This is a genomic window from Amycolatopsis sp. BJA-103, assembly GCF_002849735.1.
Classification (GTDB): Bacteria; Actinomycetota; Actinomycetes; order Mycobacteriales; family Pseudonocardiaceae; genus Amycolatopsis.
Genome location: NZ_CP017780.1, coordinates 5,617,138 through 5,642,120, shown reverse-complemented (window position 1 = coordinate 5,642,120; position 24,983 = coordinate 5,617,138). Strand labels below are relative to the sequence as shown.

The 24,983-nt window shown below is 69.9% G+C and carries 22 protein-coding genes; 16 read left to right on the top strand and 6 right to left on the bottom strand.

Features of this window, described 5'->3' with window-relative positions:
• Positions 1 to 34: 34 nt before the first annotated feature.
• Both pdxR and BKN51_RS24540 read left to right on the top strand, forming a co-directional pair.
• Positions 35 to 1,393: a MocR-like pyridoxine biosynthesis transcription factor PdxR gene (gene pdxR / locus BKN51_RS24545; RefSeq protein WP_101609833.1), complete on the top strand. Its 1,359-nt coding sequence runs from the start codon at positions 35 to 37 to the stop codon at positions 1,391 to 1,393.
• Positions 1,394 to 1,426: 33 nt separating this feature from the next.
• Positions 1,427 to 2,398, top strand: a complete 972-nt coding sequence (locus BKN51_RS24540; protein ID WP_101609832.1) for a zinc-binding dehydrogenase — start codon at positions 1,427 to 1,429, stop codon at positions 2,396 to 2,398.
• 32 nt (positions 2,399 to 2,430) lie between these two features.
• Here the strand turns inward: BKN51_RS24540 and BKN51_RS24535 are convergent, their stop codons facing one another.
• Positions 2,431 to 2,976, bottom strand: a complete 546-nt coding sequence (locus tag BKN51_RS24535; protein WP_101609831.1) for a DUF3515 domain-containing protein — start codon at positions 2,974 to 2,976, stop codon at positions 2,431 to 2,433.
• Between the two features lie 19 nt (positions 2,977 to 2,995).
• Positions 2,996 to 3,229, bottom strand: a complete 234-nt coding sequence (locus BKN51_RS24530; protein ID WP_101609830.1) for an Lrp/AsnC family transcriptional regulator — start codon at positions 3,227 to 3,229, stop codon at positions 2,996 to 2,998.
• Positions 3,230 to 3,362: 133 nt separating this feature from the next.
• Between BKN51_RS24530 and BKN51_RS24525 the strand changes: the two genes are divergently transcribed.
• The 4 genes from BKN51_RS24525 to BKN51_RS24510 all read left to right on the top strand — a co-directional run bounded on the left by BKN51_RS24525 (position 3,363) and on the right by BKN51_RS24510 (position 6,133).
• Positions 3,363 to 4,319, top strand: coding sequence for a thiamine-phosphate kinase (locus BKN51_RS24525; protein WP_101609829.1), 957 nt, complete (start codon positions 3,363 to 3,365; stop codon positions 4,317 to 4,319).
• A 62-nt stretch (positions 4,320 to 4,381) separates the two neighbouring features.
• Complete coding sequence (locus tag BKN51_RS24520; protein ID WP_101609828.1) at positions 4,382 to 4,852, top strand: GNAT family N-acetyltransferase; 471 nt, start codon at positions 4,382 to 4,384, stop codon at positions 4,850 to 4,852.
• An 8-nt stretch (positions 4,853 to 4,860) separates the two neighbouring features.
• Entirely contained in the window at positions 4,861 to 5,382 is a 522-nt protein-coding gene (locus tag BKN51_RS24515) for a gamma carbonic anhydrase family protein (protein ID WP_101609827.1), read from the top strand.
• 73 nt (positions 5,383 to 5,455) lie between these two features.
• Positions 5,456 to 6,133 carry a uracil-DNA glycosylase gene (locus BKN51_RS24510; protein WP_101609826.1) on the top strand — a complete coding sequence of 226 codons (678 nt, stop codon included), beginning with the start codon at positions 5,456 to 5,458 and terminating at the stop codon, positions 6,131 to 6,133.
• 442 nt (positions 6,134 to 6,575) lie between these two features.
• Here BKN51_RS24510 and rpmB read toward each other — a convergent pair whose 3' ends face one another.
• Complete coding sequence (rpmB, locus tag BKN51_RS24505) at positions 6,576 to 6,767, bottom strand: 50S ribosomal protein L28 (RefSeq protein WP_007031450.1); 192 nt, start codon at positions 6,765 to 6,767, stop codon at positions 6,576 to 6,578.
• A 133-nt stretch (positions 6,768 to 6,900) separates the two neighbouring features.
• Between rpmB and BKN51_RS24500 the strand changes: the two genes are divergently transcribed.
• The 5 genes from BKN51_RS24500 to BKN51_RS24480 all read left to right on the top strand — a co-directional run bounded on the left by BKN51_RS24500 (position 6,901) and on the right by BKN51_RS24480 (position 13,702).
• Positions 6,901 to 8,484: a DAK2 domain-containing protein gene (locus tag BKN51_RS24500; RefSeq protein WP_101609825.1), complete on the top strand. Its 1,584-nt coding sequence runs from the start codon at positions 6,901 to 6,903 to the stop codon at positions 8,482 to 8,484.
• Between the two features lie 4 nt (positions 8,485 to 8,488).
• Positions 8,489 to 10,642, top strand: coding sequence for an ATP-dependent DNA helicase RecG (gene recG, locus BKN51_RS24495; protein ID WP_101609824.1), 2,154 nt, complete (start codon positions 8,489 to 8,491; stop codon positions 10,640 to 10,642).
• Between the two features lie 98 nt (positions 10,643 to 10,740).
• Entirely contained in the window at positions 10,741 to 11,121 is a 381-nt protein-coding gene (locus BKN51_RS24490) for a hypothetical protein (RefSeq protein ID WP_101609823.1), read from the top strand.
• The gene (locus tag BKN51_RS24485) at positions 11,118 to 13,196 is read left to right on the top strand and encodes a caspase family protein (protein ID WP_101609822.1); all 2,079 of its coding nucleotides are present in this window, start codon (positions 11,118 to 11,120) and stop codon (positions 13,194 to 13,196) included. The genes BKN51_RS24490 and BKN51_RS24485 overlap by 4 nt, the downstream gene beginning before the upstream one ends.
• Before the next feature lie 2 nt (positions 13,197 to 13,198).
• Positions 13,199 to 13,702 (top strand): GNAT family N-acetyltransferase, encoded by a 504-nt coding sequence (locus BKN51_RS24480; RefSeq protein ID WP_101609821.1) that lies wholly within the window; start codon positions 13,199 to 13,201, stop codon positions 13,700 to 13,702.
• On the opposite strand, the gene BKN51_RS24475 is transcribed toward BKN51_RS24480, so the two are convergent.
• Both BKN51_RS24475 and BKN51_RS24470 read right to left on the bottom strand, forming a co-directional pair.
• A complete protein-coding gene (locus BKN51_RS24475; protein WP_101609820.1) occupies positions 13,692 to 14,099 on the bottom strand; it encodes a hypothetical protein in 408 nt (135 codons plus the stop codon). The genes BKN51_RS24480 and BKN51_RS24475 overlap by 11 nt on opposite strands.
• A gap of 753 nt (positions 14,100 to 14,852) precedes the next feature.
• Positions 14,853 to 15,467 carry a TetR/AcrR family transcriptional regulator gene (locus tag BKN51_RS24470; protein WP_101609819.1) on the bottom strand — a complete coding sequence of 205 codons (615 nt, stop codon included), beginning with the start codon at positions 15,465 to 15,467 and terminating at the stop codon, positions 14,853 to 14,855.
• 31 nt (positions 15,468 to 15,498) lie between these two features.
• On the opposite strand from BKN51_RS24470, the gene BKN51_RS24465 reads away from it, so the two are divergent.
• The 5 genes from BKN51_RS24465 to BKN51_RS24445 all read left to right on the top strand — a co-directional run bounded on the left by BKN51_RS24465 (position 15,499) and on the right by BKN51_RS24445 (position 23,518).
• On the top strand, positions 15,499 to 16,683 hold the full coding sequence (locus BKN51_RS24465) for an erythromycin esterase family protein (protein ID WP_101609818.1): 1,185 nt from the start codon (positions 15,499 to 15,501) through the stop codon (positions 16,681 to 16,683).
• 61 nt (positions 16,684 to 16,744) lie between these two features.
• Entirely contained in the window at positions 16,745 to 17,644 is a 900-nt protein-coding gene (locus BKN51_RS24460; RefSeq protein ID WP_101609817.1) for a S8 family peptidase, read from the top strand.
• An 87-nt stretch (positions 17,645 to 17,731) separates the two neighbouring features.
• Positions 17,732 to 21,109 carry a pyruvate carboxylase gene (locus BKN51_RS24455; protein ID WP_101613431.1) on the top strand — a complete coding sequence of 1,126 codons (3,378 nt, stop codon included), beginning with the start codon at positions 17,732 to 17,734 and terminating at the stop codon, positions 21,107 to 21,109.
• A gap of 103 nt (positions 21,110 to 21,212) precedes the next feature.
• Complete coding sequence (locus BKN51_RS24450; RefSeq protein ID WP_101609816.1) at positions 21,213 to 22,007, top strand: arginase family protein; 795 nt, start codon at positions 21,213 to 21,215, stop codon at positions 22,005 to 22,007.
• A gap of 230 nt (positions 22,008 to 22,237) precedes the next feature.
• Complete coding sequence (locus BKN51_RS24445; RefSeq protein WP_101609815.1) at positions 22,238 to 23,518, top strand: PucR family transcriptional regulator; 1,281 nt, start codon at positions 22,238 to 22,240, stop codon at positions 23,516 to 23,518.
• Between the two features lie 79 nt (positions 23,519 to 23,597).
• On the opposite strand, the gene BKN51_RS24440 is transcribed toward BKN51_RS24445, so the two are convergent.
• Complete coding sequence (locus tag BKN51_RS24440) at positions 23,598 to 24,974, bottom strand: DUF6801 domain-containing protein (RefSeq protein WP_101609814.1); 1,377 nt, start codon at positions 24,972 to 24,974, stop codon at positions 23,598 to 23,600.
• Positions 24,975 to 24,983 lie beyond the last annotated feature (9 nt).

Genomic DNA, 24,983 nt, shown 5'->3' with positions numbered 1-24,983 from the left:
GAGAAGGCCACTTCCGGAGAGCGCGGGGTACAGCATGTCCGACACCGCCCTGCCGGTCAGCCTCGACCGCGCTTCGCTCGTCCCGCTCGCGGTCCAGCTGGCCGACGCGTTGCGCGCCGCCGCGGGCGACGGGCATCTGCGCGGCGGCGACAGGCTGCCCTCGACCAGGGCGCTCGCGCACCGGCTCGGCGTCAGCCGCACGGTGACGTCGGCGGCGTACGAGCAGCTCCACGCGGAGGGCTGGATCGCCGGTCGCCACGGCTCCGGCACCTACGTCACCACGACACCGCCCGCGGACAGGCCGTCGAAAGGCCCCGCGCCGGGCGTGGCCGCCGCACCGCTCACGCTGGTCGACCTCACCCCGGGCGTGCCGTGGGCCGACGGCATCGAGAAGGCCGCCTGGCGCCGTGCGTGGCGGGCCGCCGCCGACCCGCGGCCGACCTATCGCGAGGACAGGGCCGGGCTGCCCGCGTACCGGGACGCGGTGTCCGAACATCTGCTGCGTCACCGCGGCCTCGCCGCCGGAACGGTGCTGGCCACCGGCGGGACGACGGCGGCGGTGATCGAACTCGCCGGCGCGGTGCTCTCGCGCGGCGACCGGGTCGCGATCGAGGAACCGGGCTACCAGCGCGCGGTGCAGGCGTTCCGGCGGGCGGGTCTCGAGGTCGTGTCCGTCCCGGTCGACGAGGAGGGCCTGCGCCCGGACGCCGTCCCGGCCGACGTGCGCGCGGTGTACTGCTCGCCCGCGCACCAGTACCCGCTCGGCAGCCGGATGAGCGCGTCCCGCCGGGTCGACCTGGTCGAACTCGCCCGCGCCGAAGGCATGCTGGTGATCGAGGACGACTACGACGGGGAGCTGCGGTTCGACGTCGCGCCGCTGCCGCTGCTGGCCGCGCTCGCCCCGGACGTCGTCGCGCATCTCGGGACCACGAGCAAGATTCTCACCCCGGCGCTGGGCGCGGGCTGGATGGTCGCGCCGACCCAGGTCGCGGCCGCGGTGCTGGAGTACCGCGAGGGAACCGGGACGCGCCCGTCGCCGGCGGGACAACGGGTGCTCGCCGAACTGGCGCGGCACGGCGATCTGGGGCGGCACCTGCGGAAGCTCCGGCGGGAACTGTCGGAGCGCCGGTCCCTGGTGTCGGCGACGCTGACGTCGGCGGGGATCCCGGTGCTCGGCGACGACGCGGGGGCGCATCTGGTCGTCCCGTGCGGATCGGCGGCCGAGGAAGCGGCGCGGATCGCGGCGGCGGAACGCGCCGGGATCCGGCTCGACGGTCTGGCCCGGCACTTCGCCGGGACGCCGACGGTGTTCGGGAACCTCATCGGGTACGCGGGCTGTTCGCGCGAAGCGCTCCACTCGGCGCTCAAACCACTTCTCGCCGTCCTGGCTTGACCTCTACCTTGCTTGAGGTCGTAACTTTTGTTCATGCAGGTGATCAGAGTGTCCCGATTCGGCGGTCCTGAAGTTCTCGAGCCGATCCAACTGCCCACCCCCGAACCCGCGGAGGGTGAACTCCGCATCGCGGTGACGGCGGCCGGAGTCGGCTGGCTCGACGCCCTCATCCGGCGGGGTGACGGTCCCGACGTGTTCGAGGTCGAGCCGCCGTACGTGCCGGGTGGCGCGGTGGCGGGCGCCGTCGAGGCGGTCGGCGCCGGAGTCGACGAGACCTGGCTGGGCAAGCCGGTCATCTCCAGCGCGAAGGGCGGGTACGGCGGGGGATACGCGGACAAGGTCATCGCACTGCCGGACAGCACCTTCCCGATCCCGGCGGGCCTCGACTCCCAGCACGCGCTGGCCCTGCTCGACGACGGCAGTACCGCGCTGGCGCTGCTGGAGAAGACCCCGGTCCTGGCCGGGGAACGGATCCTGGTGGCACCGGGCGTCGGCGGTCTCGGCAGTCTGCTGGTGCAGCTCGCCCGCGCGGCGGGGGCGACGGTCATCGCGGCGGTCCGCGGCGGGGAAAAGGCGGCGATCGCCCGGAAACTGGGTGCCGAGCCGGTCGACTACTCGGGGGCGGACTGGACCGGTGCGGTCCTCGAACTCACCGGCGGCGAGCGGCTCGACGTGGTGTTCGACGGCGTCGGCGGCGAACTGGGCGCGGCTTCGCTCGCCCTGCTCGGGAACGGCGGCCGGTTCTCCGGCTACGGCATGTCCAGTGGCGCGGAGACCGTGATCGGCGACGCCGACCGGGCCCGGCTGACCATTGTGGACATGGCGCAGCTGGCCGGGTTCTGGCCCGACGCGCCGCGCCGGGTGCGGGAGGTGCTGCGGCTGGCCGCGGACGGGAGCCTGGCACCGGTCATCGGCCGCACGTACCCGCTGGCGGAGGCGTCCGCCGCGCATTCCGACATCGAAGGACGGCGGTACACCGGCAAGACCCTGCTGGTCGTTCCCTGATCAGGAACACAGGCGGTCAAAAACGCAGGCGGTCAGAAGCGCAGTGGCACCGCGGGGAGGTTGGCGGCGATGACGTCCGAAATGGTCTGGAGCGGCCCGGTCCCCGCGGTGTCCGGCACGGTGAGTGCCGTGTAGACGGGACGGTCGACCACGAACCAGGTCGCCGTGCCCTCGCCCTGGACCTGCAGCCACTGGACCTTGTTGATGGTCCGCAGCTGCGAGGTCTGGTTGAGCTCCGGCGGCTTGCCGAGTCCGCACCGCAGGACCACCGGGTCGCCGGTGCCCCAGCCGACCGCCGCCTCCGGGGCGGGCTCGGCCAGCTTCCGCCGGACCAGCGTGTTCCCGGCCGACGTGAGTTCGTGCGGGAGGGCGCCGACGAGCTTCGCACAGTCGGGTGAACCCGACTGGAACGCCGGGATCGGGACGAGCGGGAGCGGCCCGGCTTCGGCCTGATCCGTGACGGGATCCGCGCCGCGCGTCAGCCCGAAGACGGCCACGCCCGCGACGAGCAGGACCGCCAGGCAGGCGGCCGCGATCAGCAGTGGTTTCGGGGGAGCGCCGGTGTCCGTGTCAGCCACCGGACAACTACACCACCTCTTACAGATTCACGACCGGGCAGGTCAGCGTACGGGTGATGCCCTCCACGTTCTGCACCTTGGCGACCACGAGCTGGCCGAGCTGGTCGACGGTTTCGGCAGCGGCCTTGACGATGACGTCGTAAGGGCCGGTGACATCCTCCGAACTGGTGACACCGGAGATGGTGGAGATCTCCGCGGCGACCGCGGCGGCTTTGCCGACCTCGGTCTGGATGAGGATGTATGCGTGGACCACGGCGCGCCCCTTCGTAAAAGTCGGCTCAAGGTAGGAACGTTGTAGCAACGTATCGCCAGCCCCGGGAAAAACCTAGGGCTTCCGACTATCGGTGATCGACATTTGTCCGGACAAGGGAAAGTGGAGGTGACGGGTGTCACCGAATGACGGCACGGTCGCCGGTACCGGTGAATTCCGGTTGATCGAGGCGGTGACGTCCGGCCGGAAACAGCCGGAGTCGACGCTGCTCGGACCGGGGGACGACGCGGCCGTCGTGGCCACCCCGGACGGCCGGACGGTGGTCTCCACCGACGTTCTGGTGCAGGGCGTGCACTTCCGCCTCGACTGGTCCAGCGCTGAACAGGTGGGGCGCAAGGCGGTCGCGGTGAACCTCACCGACATCGCCGCCATGGGCGCCCGCCCGACGTCCGTCCTCATGGGATTCGCCTGCCCGCCGGACACCGAGACGTCACTCGTCGTCGAGCTCACCAAGGGCATGTGGGCCGAAGCCGACCGCGCCGGCGTCGGGATCGTCGGCGGCGACATGGTGAGCGCGGGCCAGATCGTGATCAGTGTCACCGCGCTGGGCGACCTCGGTGGCCGGGAACCGGTGACGCGGTCCGGCGCCCGCCCCGGCGACGTCGTCGCGGTGTGCGGACGCCTCGGCTGGGCGGCCGCCGGGCTCGCCGTGCTCGGTCGGGGTTTCCGCTCACCGGTCAGCGTGGTCAACGCGCAGCGCTGCCCCGAACCGGACTACGAAGCGGGCGTCCGCGCGGCCGACGGCGGCGCGACGTCGATGATCGACGTGTCCGACGGGCTGCTGTCCGACCTCGGCCACATCGCCACCGCCTCCGGCGTGGGGATCGACGTGCGGACGGCGGATCTCGACGTGTCGAGCAGGCTGACCGAAGTCGGCACCGCCCTCGGCGCGGACCCGCTGAAGTGGGTGCTCACCGGCGGCGAGGACCACGCGTTCGCGGCCACTTTCCCCGCGTTCGCCGACCTGCCGGAGGGCTGGACCGAAATCGGCGTCGTGACGATGCCGGATTCGGGGGTGACGGTGGACGGGAAGCAGTACGGGCACAAGAGCGGCTGGGAGCACTGGCGCTAGCGTCCCGGTTGGGCCGATCACCTGCTTCCCCCGCGAGACGGCCGATGGCTAATCTCGCGCTCATGGACCTTCGTGTGCTGCCCTACGACCACCCCGACGCGGTGAAGCTGCTGGCCGAAGCCCAACTCGAACTGGCCGCCCGGTACGGCAGCGAAGACGAGACGCCGATGGACGGCGCTCAGTTCGCCGCACCGAAAGGGCTGTTCCTGGCCGCGTACCTCGATGACGCCCCGGTCGCGTGCGGTGCCTGGCGCGCGCACGACGGACCCGTTCCGCTGCTGCCCGGCGACGCCGAGATCAAGCGCATGTTCGTGATGGCCTCGGCACGCGGGCGGGGGCTCGCGCGGGCGATCCTCGCCGACCTCGAACGGACGGCGGCCGAAGCCGGGCGGAAGCGCATGGTGCTGGAAACCGGCGACAAACAGCCGGAGGCCATCGCGCTGTACCTGTCGGCGGGTTACCGGGAGATGCCGGGTTTCGGGTACTACAAGGACGAACCGGAAAGCGTCTGCTTCGGCAAGTCGCTGGTCTAGGAGAACGCATGCCGATCTACGCACTGGGCGACCTCGAACCCTCGATCCACCCCGACGCCTACGTCCATCCCGACGCCACGGTGATCGGCGACGTCCGGATCGCGGCGTTCGCGTCGGTGTGGCCGCAGACGGTGCTGCGCGGCGACCACGGGTACATCGAGATCGGCGAGCGGTCCAACGTCCAGGACGGCTGCGTCCTGCACTGCACCCGCGAGGAGCCGACGGTGATCGGGAAGTCCTCCGCCGTCGGGCATTCCGTGCACATCGAGGGCGCGCGGATCGGCGAGGGCTGCCTGATCGCGTCGGGATCGGTGGTGCTGAACGGAACCGTCGTCGAGGACGGCGGGATGGTCGGCGCTGGTGCGGTTCTCTCCTACGGGTCCCATGTGGACGGTGGGCACATCGCGCTCGGCGTCCCGGCGAAGACCCGGCCGAACACGTCGTTCGGGCCGGACCTGATCAAACGGGTCGTCGACGGGTACGTCGAGCGCGCGGCCCGGTTCCGGGTCGAACTCCGGCGGCTGGGCTAGGACGGCGCTGGTGACCGGTGTCTCAGTGCACCGGAAAAAGGGGCGCCGACCGGCCTGGGTAAGCTCGCTCGCCGTGACCGCACGACCGCTGCAGGACATCGTCGAAGCAGGCTGGGCGCAAGCCCTCGAACCGGTGGCGCCGCAGGTCGCCGCGATGGGGGAGTTCCTCCGCGCGGAGATCGGCGCGGGCCGGACCTATCTCCCGGCCGGGGAACATGTGCTGCGGGCCTTCCAGCAGCCGTTCCACGACGTCCGGGTGCTGATCGTCGGCCAGGACCCGTACCCGACGCCCGGGCACGCCGTCGGGCTGAGCTTCTCGGTGGCGCCGGACGTCCGGCCGATCCCGAAGAGCCTGATCAACATCTACAAGGAGTACGGCGAGGACCTCGGGCACCCGTTGCCGTCGAACGGCGATCTGACCCCGTGGGCAGACCAGGGTGTCCTGCTGCTCAACAGGGCGCTGACGGTGCAGCCCGGCAAGTCCAACTCGCATCAGGGCAAGGGCTGGGAAGACGTCACCGAGCAGGCCATCAAGGCGCTCGCCGCGCGAGACGAGCCGATGGTGGCGATCCTGTGGGGCCGCAACGCGCGGAACCTGAAGCCGATGCTGGGGAAGGTGCCGTGCATCGAGTCGGCCCACCCGAGCCCGCTTTCGGCGCACGCCGGGTTCTTCGGCTCGCGTCCGTTCAGCCGGGCGAACCAGCTGCTCGCCGACCAGGGCGCCGGCCCTGTGGACTGGAAGCTCCCCTGACCGCGCGATTGGTCCTCTAGTTGCGAAAGACCCCGCGACGCTGCCACGTGACTGCCGGGACGGCCGTGGCACCTGTGACAGCTGAGGCGTTCCCGAGGTACGTGAAGGACCCCTTCCTTGCGTCTAGCGCAAGGAAGGGGTCCTTCACGTACCTCGGCGGTCCACGTACGTCGCTGTGGCCGGTGTGACTCCTGAGGTGACGCTCAAGTCCGTGAAGGCCTCCTTGCCTACCCTCAAAGTAGGCAAGGAGGCCTTCACGGACAGTGCGGCCAGGCGTTCGGTCGAGTTGGTCGTGAGTGGCGATTCGGGTTAGAACCCGAATCGCCACTCACGACCAACCGCCACCCGGCGCACGCGGCACCACGACGTAACCAGAGGACCAAACGCGCATAAAAAATGGCGGGTGCTCCGAAGAGCACCCGCCATTCCCCAAAAATCCGGCTCAGCCGCGAACGACCTTGCCCGCCTTGATGCACGAGGTGCAGGCGTTCAGGCGCTTGCGCTGGGACAGACCGATCTTGGCGTGAACGGTCTGGATGTTCGGGTTCCACCGGCGGTTGGTACGCCGGTGGGAGTGCGAGACCGACTTGCCAAAGCCCGGTCCCTTGCCACAGACGTCGCACACGGCAGCCACGTCGAACTCCTCTGGATCTGGGACAAAGAATGATGCGCCCAGCATGCTGGGCAACTCGACCATAGTAACCAGTGGCTCAGAGCCCTCCGGCACCGGGTCGATACCCTCGCTGGAACAGCTAGGAGGTTACGGCGTGCGGGTGCTGGACGTGGCGGCGGTGTCGGCTTGGTCGGCGGCCTGTGTGCACAGTTTGTCGGTGCTGCGGCCGGCGATCGACGGCATCAACGTCTACCCGGTCGCCGACTCCGACACCGGCTCCAACCTGCTGTTCACCATGACCGCGGCCCGCGACGCACTGGCGGAGGCGGAGCCCGGGACCACCGCCGAGGCGCTGGCGGCCTTCGCCAAGGGCGCGGTCGCGGCGGCCAAGGGCAACTCCGGCGTGATCATGTCGCAGGTCGTGCGCGGGATCGCCGAGTCGGCGGCGGCCAGGGACCTCGACGGGCCGGGGCTCGCGGACGCGCTCGGGTGCGCGGACAGGGCCGCCACGGGGGCGGTGAGCCGCCCGGTCGCCGGGACCATCCTGACCGTCCTCCACACCGTCGCCGCGACCGTCCGCGACGCGACCGGCTCACTCGAAGAGGTGGCCGCGACCGCGGCGAGCGTCGCCGCCGAAGCCCTGGAAGAGACCCCCAAGCAGCTGCCCGTCCTGGCGGTGGCCGGGGTGGTCGACGCGGGCGCCCGCGGGCTGGTCGCGGTCCTCGACGCCCTTGCCGGCGTGATCTCCGGCGGCATCACCGAGCCGGAACATCCGCTCGAAGCGCACCACCATCACACGATCGACCCGCCGACGGCCTGGGAGGTCATGTACCTCCTCGACGGCGTCGACGAGAAAAGCCTCCCCGGGCTGCGCAAGACCCTCAGCGGCCTGGGCGACAGCGTCACCGTGGCCGGCGACGGCGCGGGAAGTTTCGCCGTCCACGTGCACTGCGCGGACATCGGCGCGGCGCTGGAGGCCGGGATCGAGCTGGGCCGCCCGCGCAAGGTCCGGGTCGAGCCGCTGATCACGCCCACGCCGGTCGAGGTCGGCGGCGGTATCGACCGTTCGGTGGTCGCCGTGGTCCACGGCGGGCCGCTGGCCGAACTGCTGCGGGCCGAGGGGGTCGCGGTGCTGTCCGTGCCGCCGGGAGTCGCGCCGACGGTCGAAGAGATGCTGGGCCTGATCAACGAGGCCGCCGGGCACCACGTCACCGTCCTCCCCGGCGGTCAGGGGCTGACCGCGGCGGCCGACGCGGCGGCGGGGCACGCGATGGCCGCGGACCGCGACGTCGTCGTCATCCCGTGCGTGTCACCCGTTCAGGTGCTCGCCGCGCTGGCCGTGCACGACAAGGACCGCCGCACCAACGACGACGTCGTCGCGATGGCCGAAGCGGCCGCCGCCACCAGGCGTGGCGAGCTGCGGATCGCGCAGGAGGAGTCGCTAACCTGGGTGGGCCGGGCGCAGGCCGGTGACGTCGTCGGTCTCGTCGACGGCGAGGTCGTGCTGATCGAGCCCGCGCCCGCCTCGGAGACGAGCCTGGTCGCGGCGGCGGTCGGTGTGCTGAACCGGATGCTGGCCCTCGGCGGCGAGCTGGTCACCGTGCTGACCGGCGTCGGCGTCCCGGTCCGGTTGCCCGGCGAGCTGGCCGATCAGCTCCGCCTGGAACATCCCGAGGTCGAGTTGACGAGTTACGCCGGCGGCCAGACCGACGCCGTGCTGCTGATGGGGGTGGAGTGACCGGATGACGAACCTGCGCGCGGACCTCAAGCTGGTCGTGGGCGCGGCGACGGCGAAGGCACTCGCCAAGGGCCTCAAGATCGAGACGGTCAGCGACCTGCTGCGCCATTATCCGCGCCGCTACGCCGAACGCGGCCAGCTCACCGACATCGCCGGTCTCGAACTCGGTGAGCACGCGACCGTGATGGCGAGGATCGAGCGGGTCAACAAACGCCGGATGAAGGCGCGCAACGGCACCTTGCTCGAAATGGTGATCACCGACGGCAAACGCCGCCTGCAGTGCACCTTCTTCAACCAGGCCTGGCGCGAAAAGGACCTGGTGCCCGGCAAGAACGGGCTCTTCGCGGGCAAGGTCACCGCCTTCCGCGACGTCCTGCAGCTGGCGAATCCCGAGTACGAACTGTTCGACGCCGAGCGCCAGGCCGAGGCGATGGACGACTTCCTCGCCGAGATCATCCCGGTGTACCCGGCGGCGCAGGGGATCCCGACCTGGGTGATCGCCAAGAGCGTGCGCCAGGTGCTGGACGTGCTGGAGGTCGACGAGGACCCGATGCCGCTGGAGCTGCTCGCCCAGTACGGCTTGCCCAGCCTGGAAAGCGCGCTGCGCGGCATCCACCGTCCGTCGGGCTGGGACGCGCTGAACTCCGCGCGCCGCAGACTCAAATGGGACGAAGCCATGGCGGTGCAGCTGATTTTCGCGCAGCGAAGGCATTCCCTGGTCTCCCGGCCCGCGAAAGCCTGTCCGCACACCGACGGCGGCATCCTCGACGCCTTCGACAAACGGCTCCCGTTTGCGCTGACGTCGGGCCAGGAGGAGATCGGCGAGGAGATCTCCCGGGATCTGTCCACCGAGCATCCGATGAACCGGTTGCTGCAGGGCGAGGTCGGTTCCGGCAAGACCGTGGTCGCGCTGCGCGCCATGCTGCAGGTCGTCGATTCCGGGCGGCAGGCGGCGATGCTCGCGCCGACGGAGGTCCTCGCCGCGCAGCACACCCGGTCGCTGCGCGAGATGCTCGGTGATCTCGGGCAGGCGGGCGAACTCGGCGGCGCGGAGAACGCGACGCGCGTGACCCTGCTGACCGGTTCGATGGGCGCCAAGGAACGCAAGAAGGCGCTGCTGGAGACGGTCAGCGGCGAGGCGGGGATCGTCGTCGGCACGCACGCGCTGATCCAGGACACGGTGTCCTTCGCGGACCTCGGCCTGGCCGTGGTCGACGAACAGCACCGTTTCGGGGTGGAGCAGCGGGACGCGCTGCGCTCCCGCGGCGCGGACGAGACCAGCCCGCACGTGCTCGTCATGACGGCGACGCCCATCCCGCGGACGGTCGCGATGACCGTCTACGGCGATCTGGAGATTTCCGCGCTGCGGGTCATGCCCGCGGGCCGGTCGCCGATCAAGACGTCGGTCGTGCCGGTCGCGGAGCGCCCCGCGTGGCTGGACAGGGCGTGGCAGCGGGTCCGCGAGGAATGCGGCAAGGGGCACCAGGCCTACATCGTCTGCCCGCGGATCGGCGACGAACCGGCGTCGGACAAAGGCGACAAACGGCCGGCGCTCGCGGTCCTCGAAGTGGCACCCGAGCTGGCCGAAGGTCCCTTGAAGGGGTTGAAGATCGGCGTCCTGCACGGCCGGATGCCCGCCGACGACAAGGACGCCGTGATGCAGGCGTTCGCCAGGGGCGACCTGGACGTGCTCGTCGCGACCACCGTGATCGAGGTCGGCGTGAACGTGCCGAACGCGACGGCGATGGTGATCATGGACGCCGACCGGTTCGGCATCAGCCAGCTGCACCAGTTGCGCGGCCGCGTCGGCCGGGGCAGCGTGCCGGGCCTCTGCCTGCTGGTCACCGAGACCCTGGACGGCACGACGACCCGGGAGCGGCTCGCCGCCGTCGAATCCACGACGGACGGTTTCGAGCTGTCCAGAATGGACTTGGAACTGCGCCGCGAGGGCGACATCCTCGGCGCCGCGCAGTCGGGGAAGAAGTCGACCCTGAAACTGCTGTCGCTGCTGCAGGACGAGGAAGTCATCGCCGAGGCACGTGCCCGTGCGTTGGAAATAGTCGAAAAGGACCCGGCTCTCGGGAATTACCTGGGGCTGGCACACATGATCGCCGACGTCGTCGACGAAGATCGTGTGGAGTACCTGGAAAAAAGCTGACGTGAACATCTCTGCCCGATCGGACCTTGCCGCCGGGCGGGCCGAAGGGTGTGCTTGTTCCGCACAGCCTCGTTCTGTGCGGGCGAGGGAGGCCGGGGATGACGTCAGCGGTGCGGATCCAACTCGGTGAGGACGGGGCCGACGCGGAGCGTGTCGAAAGGCTTGCCGGGTACCTGCGGGGCGAACTGCTCGACCGCGGGGTCGCCGACGTCAAGGCGTTGCCCGCCGGCCCGGCTCCGCCCGGCTCCCGCGGATTCGATGTCGCGACGGCAGGCGGGCTGCTGGTCACCCTGGGAAAGTCCGCCGAAGGCCTGCGCTCGGTCGTCGTGGCCGTGCGGGAATGGCTTTCGCGCGGTGGGCGGGTGAAGCGCACGGTGCGGCTGGAGATCGACGGCGACGTGCTGGAGTTGTCCGAAGCGAGCCTCACCGATCAGGACAAGCTCGTCGACCTTTTCGTGAGCAGGCATTCGACGCCATGACCGGCGAGCGGCGTGCCCTGATCATCGCCAACGGGGAGTACGACAACCCAGGGTTGAGCTCACTGCGTTCCCCGGCGGCCGACGCCGAGGCGCTCGCCGAAGTCCTGGCCGACCGCAACATCAGCGAGTTCGACGTCCAGGTGGTCCGCGACGAGACCGCGCACGTGATCGCGAGCCGGGTCGAGGACCTGTTCGCCGACAGTGCGGCCGACGACGTCCTGCTGGTGCATTTCTCTTGCCACGGCCTGAAAAGTGAGTCGGGCGAGCTGTTCTTCGCCGCCCGCAACACCCGGCCGGAACGGCTGGCGTCGAGTGCGGTCCCCGCCGATTTCGTCCAGCGCTGTATGCGGATGAGCCGGTCGCGGAGCATCGTCCTGCTGCTGGATTGCTGCTACGGCGGCGCTTTCAGCCAGGGGGTCGCGGTGCGCTCCTCCGGTGAGGTCAACGTGCTCGACGCGTTCCCCGGCGGTGGTTTCGGCGGCCGCGGGCGGGCGGTGATCACCGCGTCGAACTCCATCGAGTACGCCTTCGAGGGCGATCATCTCGCCGACGAGCACGCCCGGCCGTCGGTGTTCACCTCGGCTCTGGTCGACGGTCTCCGGACGGGGGACGCGGACCGCGACGAAGACGGCTGGATCGCGCTCAGCGAGCTTTACGACTACCTGTTCGACAGCGTCCGCGAGCGGAACCCGAACCAGACGCCCAGCCGCGACATCGAGATGCAGGGCGAGCTGTACCTGGCCAGGAGCAGGCGCCGCCGGATCAAACCGTCGCCGGTCCCGGCCGATCTGCGCGCGGCGAGCGAGGATTCGAACATGTTCACCCGCCTCGGAGCGGTCACGGAACTCCAACGGCGCCTGACGAGTGAGAACCTTCCCGTCGCCATCGGGGCCCACGAAGTCCTCACCACGATGGCGCAGAACGACATCCAGCACATCGCCGAGGCGGCCGAACTGGCGCGGCGGGAAGGACGGGTGCGGGCCGAGCCCGGCGGGGTGCGTTTCGGCGAGGTCGTCCGGGGATCGCGGCCGACCGCGCGGATCCGGCTGGACGGGCCGCCGATCGCGCGGGCCTGCCGTTTCGCGGCGTCGCATTCCTGGCTGCGGGTCACGGAAGTCGCCGACGGGGCCGAGATTTCGCTGGACCTGGTGGAACTCGGGGCGTTCGAGGGGCGGATCACGGTGACCGGGCCGACCGGTGAGGCGGTGGTGCGGGTCGAGGGCCAGATCGTCGAGGAGCCGAAGCCGAAGCCGATTCCGGCGCCCGAGCCGAGTCCGCCGCCGGAACCCGTCCCGGTTCTCGTGCTCCCACCGGTGCCCGAACCCGTGCGGCAGGCCGAACCCGCGGCGCCGCGGACCAAGGTCGACCCGTTCACCCGCGTGGCGGGCGGGTTCGCGATCACGGCCGCGATCTACCTGGTGGTCATCGCTTTCACGCTCAGCAGCAACGTGGAAGATTTCTTCGAGGACGGTGGCTGGACCGTGATCCCGCTCATCGCGCTCGCGCTCGGTGGGGCGGCCGCGATGTTCGCCTCGAAGACGCGCCGGATGGTCGGTCCAGGATCGCTGTGCGGGCTGGCATTGCTCATGGCGATCCCGTTCGGCTCGGCCGTCTACGTGCTCGCCGACGGATGCCTGCTCATCGCGGCCGTCTGCGCTTTGGTGGCGGTGCGGCGTGACCGGAGTTTCCGGCTCGGGCTGGGCAAACCCCGCGACCGGTTCGCCGTGGCGGCCGTCGTTCTCGCCCTCGTCGCCACGACCGGCCTGGCGATCCAGGCGGGCGAGCTGATCGACTACTCGTCGAGTCGCGCGGACGAGGGTGCGATCTATCTCATGGTCTCGGTGGTTCTCCTGCTCGCGACGGTGCTCGGCGCGCTTCTGCGGCCTGCCGGGTTCGGGATCGCCTTCCTCGGCGGCGTGGCCGGAGGCGGCACCGTCATGGTGTGCGTGCTGTCCTACGCGCTTCCGAGCAGTTCGCGCGTGACCGGTGCCGGCTGGGGGATCGCGCTGGGAGCGGTGCTGGCGCTCGCCGCCGTCACCGGTTTCGCCGCTTTCAGGAAGCAGGGAAAGGCCTGACGATGGCCACGATCCGCCTCGCGACCGTCGAGGACGCCTGGCCCATCGCCGAGGTGAACGTCCGGTCGTGGCAGTCGGCGTACCAGGGCCTGTTGCCCGAGCTCTACCTGCGCGATCTTTCGGTCGAGGGCCGAGCCGCCCGATGGCAGCGCGTCCTGGCAGACCCCGCCAACCGGGGCGACATCCTGGTGCTCGTCGAGGACGGCTCGCTCCTCGGCTTCACCGCCGTCGACAGGGTCCGCGGGGAACTGCGCGCGATCTACCTCGAACCTGAGCGCTGGGGCACGGGGCTGGGACGGCTGCTGCTCGACACCGCCGTCGCCGCGTTGCGGGATTCCGGGCACCATGAGGCGACGCTCTGGGTGCTCGACACGAACGTGCGCGCCCGGCGTTTCTACTCGGCCGCGGGATGGATGCCGGACGGGGCGGCGAAAACCGACACCATGCCCGGCGAGGACGTCCCGCTTTCCGAAGTGCGTTACCGGATCGACCTCGTCAGCGGGTGAACCAGGCGCGTTCCTCGGGCTTGTTGAGGACGACGATGACACCGATGGCGATCCCCATCCCGATCAGCTGGGTGATCGCCCCGCCGCTGAACAGGCTGATCGCGCCCAACACCACGGACAGCCCTTCCACGCCGATGACCGTCGGCCGCACCCACGCCGAACCGTGGGAGATCCGCACCGCGCACGCGATCAGCACGGCGGAGACCACGAAGCCGAGGATCGCCAGCGCCAGCAAGAGTCCCGCTTCTTCGTTGCCGTGGTCGAGCTCGTTGATCGACAGGAAGGTCAAGAGCGTGCTGACGAGGATGTTGAGGACCGCCTGCAACCAGAGGAAGCCACGGACGAACCTGAGCTGGCGCGGCATTTCCAGCGGCCGGTTCCGGACTTCTTCGATCATGACGGGCTCCCTCTCTCGGCACGAAGACGCCAGTGTGGGCCCGGAGGTCACCGGCGGTTGAGGGTAAAAGTGTCCGCAGCCCGTGACAAACGTCCTTGCCACTCACGAGCTTTGACGCCCTGCCTGGCCGTGGTGAGGGCCACGCCAGCCGTCCCGGGTGTCGCGAAAGCCACTTTCGCGACGTCTGATGTCCTGAAAGTGGCTTTCGCGACACGGCCGCGTGGCCTCACAGGCCGAAGCCGCGATCGAACGCACCTCCCGACCACCGCAGCTCGGTGGGGCTTGACGGGGAGTGGCGTTGTGAAAGCCACGTTCGCAACATCCGAAGCTCGCGAGCGAGTGAAGGCCCCCTTCATTGCGCTAGGCGCCCGGGTCTCGGCAAAGTCGGCTATCCGCACGTGTCAGGTTTCGAAGGCTTCCAGTGGGCTGGTTGTCGCCTGGCCGGGTGCGACTGTCCGACAAGTCCTGAAACACATCTGTCCGTGAGGTCCTGAAACAACACAAAGCGTTAGAACGACCTTTACCGCTCACGACCCCCTCGCAAGCCGCCCAAATCAGGCAAAGATGCGCCGGAAGTGTCCTCTGTGGACATTCGAGGAGCGTGTCTGGTCACGGTTGACGAGCCCACTCCGTCACCCCCTGCGACCAGCGGATAGCCGACTTTGCCGGAACCCTGGCGCTAGACGCAGTGAAGGGGGCCTTCACGTACTTCAGGCGACCACCGCTGCCGGGCGGGCGAGTGGCCAAAAGTTCTTACGACCCATGTGAGCTCGGGACGAAGGCGCCTTCCCGTGCGGCAAGGGCGACCGCTCGCGCCGTCACCCGCGCGTCCGCCACCGTGACGCCTTCCCGAGACAGGAACAGCCGGTAGAACATCGGCCCGCACACCGCCCGCACCAGTTCGTCGCCGTCCGTGCCGGGCGGAACCTCGCCCCGCGCGACGGCCCGCTCGGCGATCGGCGCCATCCGGACATGCCGGTCCCGATAGAAGTCGTGCAGCGCCTCGGCGGCCTGCGGCGACTGGAACGCCGCCAGTACCGACGCCGTCGGCAACTCCTTCAGCGCCGGTTCGGTGAAGTACCGCACGACCTCCGCCGCCACTGCGTGCAGATCGTCCTCGAGGGACCCGGTGTCGGGCGCCTTCCAGTCGTCCTCGGCGCCCATCTGCAGCGCGGCCGCGACGAGGCCGTCCGATGAGGACCAGCGCCGGTACACCGTCGTCTTGTGCACTCCGGACCGTTCCGCGACCGCGTCCACGGTCAGCTCGCCGAACCCGCGTTCGGCCAGCAGGTCGAGGGTGGCGTGCAGCACGGCCTGGCGGGTGCGCTCGGTCCGGCCGCCCGGCCGCTGGGTACCGGAGGTTGCCAATTGCTACTCCTGTTGCGTTAGTCTGGTCAGTATGTCAGACCCAGCGAAGATCGCCGAACTCATCGGGGACGCGAAGATCGTCGCCATCGGCGAGAACAACCACCATCTTCACGAGTTCGGGGACTTGCGCAAGCGTTTGCTCCAGCACCTCGTCGAGCACCACGGCTTCCGCGTGGTCGGTTTCGAGTCCGGCTTCGCCGAGGGGAAGCTCGTCGACGGCTGGCTGAAAGGCGCCCCCGGAGACGTCGCCGACATCGGCCGCGACGGCTTCACCTTCTCGCTCGGCGAGTCGCCCGAGGCGCACGAAATGCTGACCTGGCTCCGCGAGCGCGGTGACGTTCGCTACTTCGGCCTCGACGTGCCGAGTTCCGCGGGCTCGCCCGTACCGTCGCTCGACGCGGTCCGCGCCTACCTGTCCACTGTGGACGAAGTGGCCGTGAGCCTTGTCGACGTGGCGATCGAGGCGACCAAGGGGTACGCGTCGGTCAGCAGCGCGGAATCGCCCGCCAAGTACGCCGCCTTCGACGCCGCCGCGCGGGACAAGGCCACGGCGGCGCTCACCAGGCTCAAAGCACATCTCACCTCGTTGCGCCCGGTGTACGGGAACACCGAGGCGCAAGCCGTCGCGGAACACCATGCCGAAGGCGCGCTGCGCCTCGACACCTACCTCGCCGAGGTGGCCGCGATGATGTCCGGTGACGCGCCCGCCCTGCAGAGCGGTTCGCGGGACGCGTATCTGGCCGAGACCGTCCGCCTGATCCGGCGGCTGCACGGTGACGACACGAAGATCGTCGTGATGCTCCACAACGGACACCTTCAGCGCGTGCCTTTCGCACCGTTCCCCGGGCTCACGTCACCCTCGGCCGGAACACATCTGGCCGCCGAGTTCGGCGACGACTACTTCGCGCTGGCGCTCACCGCGGTCGGGGGCGAGACCACCGGCCTCAAGCCGGATCCGGCCGCACGGCTCGGTTTCACCGTGTACCGCCAAGAACTCGACGTGCCCGCGGACGGCAGCGTCGAAGCCGAGGGGCCCGGGCTGGTGGACCTTCGCGCCCGGCGCGGAACCGAGGGACCCCAGAGCATCCGTCACGCGCACATGTTCAACGCCGTCGACGTCGTCAGCGCCTTCGACGCGCTGGTCTGCCTCCCGGAATCGACGGTCAGCGGCCACCTCCGACCAGCCCCAACCGATCGGGTGACGACCGGAGGTTGAGGTTGCCACCCGCGGGTGACAGGCGTAGGCCCGAGGAATGATCATTCGACTGGTAAGGGTCATGGCCGCGCTCGCCCTCGTGGTGCTCGTGGCGCAGCCCGCCTCCGCGACGGAAGTCCAGCAGAACCCGCCGAACTGGGGGCTGGACCGGATCGACCAGCGAACGGGCCTCGACCAGCTCTATCACTACGAGACCGACGCCAAGGACGTCACGGTCTACGTGATCGACAGCGGGGTCGACGCCGCCCATCCGGATTTCGGCGGCCGGGTGAAGCCCGGTAAGGACTTCCTCAACGGCGGCACGGACACCTCCGACACCAACGGTCACGGGACGTACCTGGCCGGGGTCGCCGCGTCGAGGACCTTCGGCGTCGCGAAGGCCGCGCAGATCGTCCCGGTCCGGGTGATCGACGCGCAGGGCGGCGGGTCGACCGACAAGATCATCGCGGGTATCGACTGGGTGACGCAGAACGCGAAACAGCCCGCGGTCGCCGTCCTCGGCATCGGCGGCACGCCCAACGACCAGCTCGACACCGCCGTCCGCGCGCTCGCGGCGGTCGTCCCGGTCGCCCTTCCGGCGGGCGGCGAGGCCACCGACGCGGGGCAGTTCTCACCCGGCAGGGTGACCGAGGCGCTCACCGTCGGCTCGACCGACGCCAGTGACCAGGTCGGATCCACCTCCAACTACGGCGAGGTCGTCGACCTGTTCGCTCCCGGCGTCGACGTGCCGGGACCCAACGCCGGGGGAAGCGGCGGCCGGGTGCTCAGCGGCACATCGTCGGCCGCCGCCCATGTCGCCGGGGTGGCCGCGCAGTACCGGTCCCTGCATCCCGCCGTCTCCGCGGCGGACGTCGCGAAGGCACTCGTGGACCTCGCTTCGGTGGACGTCCTGACCGGTGTCCACGCGGGCACCGCGAACCGGTTGCTGCAGAGTCCGGGGGCGCAACTCAAGCAGGAATGACGTCCATCACCTGGGCGACAACTCCCGCCCTGCGGGAACGGCAGGTAACGTGCCTCACCTACCGATCCGATGATGGGAAGGACCGGCATGTTCCGCAAGGTACTGGTCGCCAACCGGGGTGAGATCGCCATCCGCGCGTTCCGCGCCGGATTCGAGCTCGGCGCGGGCACGGTGGCTGTGTTCCCGCACGAAGACCGCAATTCGCTCCACCGGCTGAAGGCCGACGAGGCCTATGAGATCGGCGAACCCGGTCATCCGGTGCGGGCCTATCTGTCGGTCGAGGAAATCGTGGCGGCCGCCAAGAAGGCGGGCGCAGACGCCGTTTACCCCGGCTACGGCTTCCTCTCCGAGAACCCGGACCTCGCGCGCGCGTGCGAGGACGAAGGCATCACCTTCGTCGGGCCGAGCGCGGACATCCTCGAGCTGACCGGGAACAAGGCCCGCGCGGTCAAGGCCGCGCGCGAGGCCGGGGTGCCGGTGCTGGGCTCCTCCGAACCGTCCTCCGACATCGACGCGCTGATCGCCGCGGCCGAGGAGATCGGCTTCCCGGTCTTCGTGAAGGCCGTCGCCGGCGGTGGCGGGCGCGGGATGCGCCGCGTCCTGGAACCCGCACAGCTGCGCGAGTCCATCGAGGCCGCCGCGCGCGAGGCCGAGTCGGCCTTCGGCGACCCGACGGTGTTCATCGAGAAGGCCGTCGTCGAGCCGCGCCACATCGAGGTCCAGATCCTCGCCGACGGCGAGGGCAACGTGATCCACCTCTACGAGCGCGACTGTTCGGTCCAGCGGCGGCACCAGAAGGTCATCGAGCTGGCCCCCGCGCCGAACCTGCCGTCCGAACTGCGGGACCGGATCTGCGCCGACGCGGTGAAGTTCGCCCGCCAGATCGGCTACCGCAACGCCGGTACCGTCGAGTTCCTGCTCGACAAGGACGGCAACCACGTCTTCATCGAGATGAACCCGCGGATCCAGGTCGAGCACACGGTGACCGAGGAGGTCACCGACGTCGACCTCGTCCAGTCGCAGCTGCGCATCGCCTCCGGCGAAACCCTCGACGACCTCGGGCTCTCACAGGACAAGGTGTACCTGCGCGGCGCGGCCCTGCAGTGCCGCATCACCACCGAGGATCCCGCCAACGGCTTCCGTCCGGACACCGGGATGATCAGCGCGTACCGCTCGCCCGGCGGTTCCGGCATCCGCCTCGACGGCGGGACCGCGTTCTCCGGCACCGAGATCAGCGCGCACTTCGACTCGCTGCTGGTGAAGCTCACCTGCCGCGGCCGCGACTTCACGACCGCCGTCGGCCGCGCGCGGCGCGCCGTCGCCGAGTTCCGGATCCGCGGCGTCGCCACGAACATCCCGTTCCTGCAGGCCGTCCTCGACGATCCTGACTTCCGCGAAGGCCGCGTCACGACGTCGTTCATCGAGGAGCGCCCGCATCTGCTCACCGCGCGCCACTCGGCCGACCGCGGGACCAGGCTGCTGACCTACCTCGCCGACAAGACGGTCAACAAGCCGCACGGCGAGCGTCCGCGCACCCTCGAACCGCAGGTCAAGCTGCCCAAGCTGGCCAAGGACCTCGAACCCGCGCCCGGCTCGAAGCAGAAGCTCGACGAGCTCGGCCCGGACGGTTTCGCGCGCTGGCTGCGGGAGTCCCCGACCATCGGCGTCACCGACACCACCTTCCGCGACGCGCACCAATCGCTGCTCGCCACCCGCGTGCGGACGAAGGACCTGCTCGCCGTCGCGCCGGTCGTCGCGCGGACCACGCCGCAGCTGCTCTCGCTGGAGTGCTGGGGCGGCGCGACCTACGACGTCGCGTTGCGGTTCCTCGCCGAGGATCCCTGGGAGCGGCTGGCGAAGCTGCGGGCGGCGGTGCCGAACATCTGCCTGCAGATGTTGCTGCGCGGCCGCAACACCGTCGGCTACACGCCGTATCCCACCGAGGTGACCAACGCCTTCGTCGAGGAGGCGACGGCGACCGGGATCGACATCTTCCGGATCTTCGACGCGCTCAACGACGTCGAGCAGATGCGCCCGGCGATCGAAGCCGTGCGCGAGACCGGATCCGCGGTCGCCGAGGTGGCGCTCTGCTACACCTCGGATCTGTCGAACCCGGCCGAGAAGCTGTACACACTGGACTACTACCTCAAGCTGGCGGAGCAGATCGTCGGCGCGGGGGCGCACGTCCTGGCCATCAAGGACATGGCGGGCCTGCTGCGGGCGCCGGCGGCGGTGCGGCTGGTGACCGCGCTGCGCAAGGAGTTCGACCTCCCGGTGCACATCCACACGCACGACACCGCGGGCGGGCAGCTGGCCACGTACCTGGCCGCGATCCAGGCGGGCGCGGACGCGGTCGACGGTGCCGTCGCGTCCATGGCGGGCACGACCTCGCAGCCGTCGCTTTCGGCGCTGGTCGCCGCCACCGACCACTCGGACCGGCCGACCGGGCTGGACCTGCAGGCCATCGGCGATCTGGAGCCGTACTGGGAGAGCGTGCGCAAGATCTACGCGCCGTTCGAGGCCGGTCTCGCTTCGCCGACCGGGCGCGTGTACCACCACGAGATCCCCGGCGGGCAGCTGTCGAACCTGCGCACGCAGGCGATCGCGCTCGGCCTCGGCGAGCGGTTCGAGGACATCGAGGCGATGTACGCGGCCGCGGACCGGATCCTCGGGCACCTGGTGAAGGTCACGCCTTCGTCCAAAGTGGTCGGTGACCTCGCGCTGCACCTCGTCGGCGCCGGTGTCTCGCCGGAGGACTTCGAGGCGGAGCCGAACAAGTTCGACATCCCCGACTCGGTGATCGGCTTCCTGCGCGGCGAGCTGGGCGACCCGCCCGGCGGCTGGCCGGAGCCGTTCCGCACCAAGGCCCTCGAAGGCCGTGCGAAGCCGAAGCCGGTGCAGGAACTGTCCGAAGAGGACCGCAAGGGGCTGGCCGAGAACCGGCGCCAGACGCTGAACCGCCTGCTGTTCCCCGGGCCCACGAAGGACTTCGAGGCGCACCGCGAGCAGTACGGCGACACTTCGGTCCTGCCGTCCAAGGACTTCTTCTACGGGCTGCGCCCGGGCGAGGAGTACTCGGTCGACCTGGAGCAGGGTGTCCGGCTGCTGATCGAGCTGGAGGCCATCGGCGAGGCCGACGAGCGCGGCCTGCGCACGGTGATGTCGACGCTCAACGGCCAGCTGCGCCCGATCCAGGTCCGCGACACCTCGATCGCGTCGGACATCCCGGCGACGGAGAAGGCCGACAAGGGCGACCCGAAGCAGATCGCCGCGCCGTTCGCGGGCGTCGTCACGCTGCAGGTGTCCGAGGGCGACGAGGTCGAAGCCGGTGCGACGGTCGCGACCATCGAGGCGATGAAGATGGAGGCGTCGATCACCGCGTCGGCCGGCGGCAAGGTGTCGCGGCGCGCGATCAACGCCGTCCAGCAGGTCGAAGGCGGAGACCTGCTGCTCGTCCTGGAGTGACTGACGTGAGCTGAAGGGGCCCTTCACCGCATGCGACGCGGTGAAGGGCCCCTTCGTCGCGTCTTATGCGGTGAAAGGCCCCTTCAGCCACTAACGTGGTCCGGTGCTGATCAACGCCGTACCCCAGTTTCAAGGCGCGCTGACCAAGCGTGCGCCGGAGTTGCCCGAAGGCTGCGTCGCGCTCGCCGAGCTGGCCGGTCACGTGCTGGGCGTGCCGGTGCACCACATCCGGCAGACGCGCGAGACCTCGCCGGTCGTCGACGGCGTCGCCAACCGCGAGGTCCTCATCGGGGAGAACCGCGCCGCGCAACTCGCCGCGCTGGAGGCACCGGGCGGGCCGGTGCTCACCATCGGCGGTGACTGCGGTGTCGAACTCGTCCCGATCGGGGTCGCGCGCTACCGCTTCGGTCCCGGCCTCGGCGTCGCCTGGTTCGACGCGCACGCGGATCTCAACACCGCGGAGACGTCGCCGTCGGGCGCGTTCCACGGCATGGTGCTGCGCTCGCTGCTCGGCGAGGGCGACCCGGACTTCGCCGCGAACCCGCCGGTCGAACCCGGCCGCGTCGTGCTCGCCGGAACCCGGGTCTTCGACGACGCCGAGCGGGCCGTGGTCGATCGCGGGCTCGTCGTCGAATCCGCCGACCTCGCCGCCGGGCTGGCCGGCGCGGACAAGGTGTACGTCCATCTCGACCTCGACGTGCTCGACCCGGGGGAGTTCGACGGCCTGAACTACCCGGAGCCGGGTGGCTTGACGATCGAGCGTCTGGTGGCGATGCTTCGCGGACTGAGCGACTTCGAGGTCGTCGGCGCGGGAATCACCGAATGCGTGGGCACCGAGGTGCGCGTGCTCGAACCCGTGCTCGAAGCACTCGGGGAATTGCTCACTCCCGCGCGGTGACGCTCCGTCACGGCAACTTCACCTTCGGCCGTTCGTACGTACCACGCGAGGCGTTTGCCGGGCACTTGTCATCAAAATTCAGGGGCGACCCGTGATTTTGTCACAACGGTGACAAGAAATCGGTTTCTTCTGCGGAAGGTGACACATTCACGAGCGAGTTTGCGATGTGTTCGTTGTCACCCCACGACGATTGTGGGGTGCCGGACGCTGGGCGGAGCAAAGGAGCTGCGATGACGTTGGAGCGCGGAATCGAACACGCTGCGCCGCATCCCGCAGCCTTGCCGCGCAAGCTCGCCGACATTTTGCGGCCGGAGCTGGGCAGTCTCGCCAACGAGATCGTCGACGAGATCCGGGCGACCATCCCCGCGTACGCGCGCCCGCTCGACGGGCCCTACGGCAAGTCGATCCGCGCGGGCGTCGAGTACGCGATCACGCTGTTCGTCGCCCAGATCGCCGATCCCACCGTCTCCAAAGAACAGTCGCACGAGGTCCACCACCGGCTCGGGCAGAACGAGATGCGGGAAGGCCGCAGCCTCGACACCCTCCAGTCGGCCTACCGGGTCGGCGCGCGCGTCTCCTGGCGGCGCATCATGCGCGTCGGCCGCCGCAGCGGGCTCTCGTCCGCGGTGATGTCGCAACTGGCCGACGCCATGCTCGCGTTCATGGACGAACTCGCGTCCGTCGCGCTGGACGGCTACCTCGAAGCGAAGGCGCGCACCGCGGGCGCCTTGGACACCTGGCGCCGGAAACTGCTGCACCTGGTGCTGGAAACCCCGCCCGCGCCGTCGAAGGCGATCGCGGAACTCGCGCAGCTGACCGGCTGGACGGTGCCCGAACGCGCGACGCCGGTGGTGCTGCTCCCGATCGACGACACCGTCAGACCGCGGCGGCACAACGCGGTGGATTCGGACGTCCTGGCCGAACTCGACTGCGCCGAGCCGCGCCTGCTGGTCCCCGGCGAGATCTCCGGCGCCCGGCTGGCCACCCTGCAGGCCGCGCTGCCGGACTACCGGCTGTCGATCGGCCCGTGCCGTCCGCTGGACTCCGTGGCCGATTCCCTGCGCTGGGCCCGCGACGCGCTGCACCTCTCCGAACGCGGGATCATCCAGGCCCGCCGCGTGATCCGCGCCGAAGAACACCTCGCCACCCTGCTCGTGAACGCCGACGCCGCGCTGACCTGCCAGCTGCGCGACCGGCTGTTCGCCCCGCTCGCCGAGATGACCGGGAAACAGCAGGAACGGCTGCTCGAAACCCTCCGCGCCTGGCTCGACAGCCAGGGCAACGTCGTCGACATCGCCGAACGCCTCCAGGTCCACCCGCAGACCGTCCGGTACCGCATGCGGCAGCTGCAGGCGACCTTCGGCGCGCATCTGCGCGACCCGGGGGCGCGGTTCGAAATGGAACTCGCGCTGCGGGCGGGGGTCGGCCAGGCCTCCCATCCGGCTACCGACCACGCGATCCCGGAGGTGCTCCCGGTGCCGCGTCGCAGTCCCCAGTGGACGCCGAGCTGAGCGGGGACGTGGTCACCCGGATGTCATAAAAGGGGCTTTCAGGACGTTTTCGTCCTGAAAGCCCCTTTCATGACGCTCGTCAGCGGCGCGCCACCGGCGGATCCACGTTGGGGCACTTGCGTTCCAGCTCCCAGGGCAGGCCGACCTGGTTGATGCCGACACACGCCTGGTTGCCCGGCCCCGACGCCATCCCGGTCAGCAGCGAGTCGAGGTTTTCCTTCACCCCGCAACCGGAGAACGCGGGCAAGGTGAAGTCCTTGTAGGCGGGGTCCTCCCACTGCGGATCGGTGCGCACGACACCGCCGGTGAACATCCCGTACTTCTCACCGCGAAGATTGATCTTGATCGGCTCGGCCGTGAGACAGTTGTCGCCGACGTCGAGGACGACCCCGTTGACGGTGACCTCGCTCAGCTTCCCGTAGACCTTGAGCGGAGTGAGGACCGTCGAGCTCCCCGACGGCTCCGGGATCGCCACCCCGTCGACGTCGATGATGTGGTTGCCGGTGGCGTGGTCCTCGGGCAGCAACTCCATGGTCGCGCTGATCGGGACGAAGCCGTAGCCGAGGAACGTCATCCGGCTCGGCGGCATGATGAGCGAGCCGGTGACCTTTCCGGGCCCTTCGGTGTTCTCCAGGTCGACTTCCCAGACCGCGTTGATCATGATCGCGGGCTTCAGGCGCGCGAACGCGCCGAGCTTGGTGATCGACGACGTGCCCTGCAGTTCGAACGGCTGCAACGCGATGGGGAACAGGCCGCTGGCATGGACGTCGTCCGCGGCCCGCGTGTCGGCCCCGGGCTTCTTCTGCTCATCGGGCTTGCCGGACTGTGGCTTGGGCTTCCCGAGGGGGAGCAGCGCGACACTGCCGAGCAGTGTGTCCTGGTCCGGGGCCTGGGTGCAGGTGATCGGCTTGAGCGGTGTTTCGGCGGCGGTGAGCGCCAGGGACGGTACCCCCGTGCTCAGCCGCAGTTCGGACGGCACGTTCAGCAGGATCTCGGGAACCTTGCCCGTCGCGACCAGCTTCAGTTCGCCGGTGGCGGGGATCTTCGTCGCCGGGATCGTCAGGGACACCGGTATCGGCGTCTTCTTGTCCCCGTTCGCGGCCGTGAGCTCGACGGCCGCTCCACCCGCGACTTCGGTGGTGGCCCCGAGCGCTCCTTCGCCGATGGTGAAGGTCAGGGAGAAGTCCTTGACCTGAACCGGTTTTCCGGTTTGGACGACCTTCGGCAACGTGGCCTTGGTGTCCACTGTGACCGGTCGCGCGCCGACGGGATCCGGGAAGACGCAGGTGTTGGCCAGGGTCCGCTGTGCGGCGGCCTCGCCCTGCAGCGGCGTCTTGGGTGGTGCCGTCGGATCGGTCGCCGCCGACGAGGCCAGCGCGCCGTTGACCCCCGCGAGCAGGATGACGCCCGCCAGAACGGGAAACCTCCCGAGTGCCCGGCGAACCTGCTGCGTCATATGGGGTTC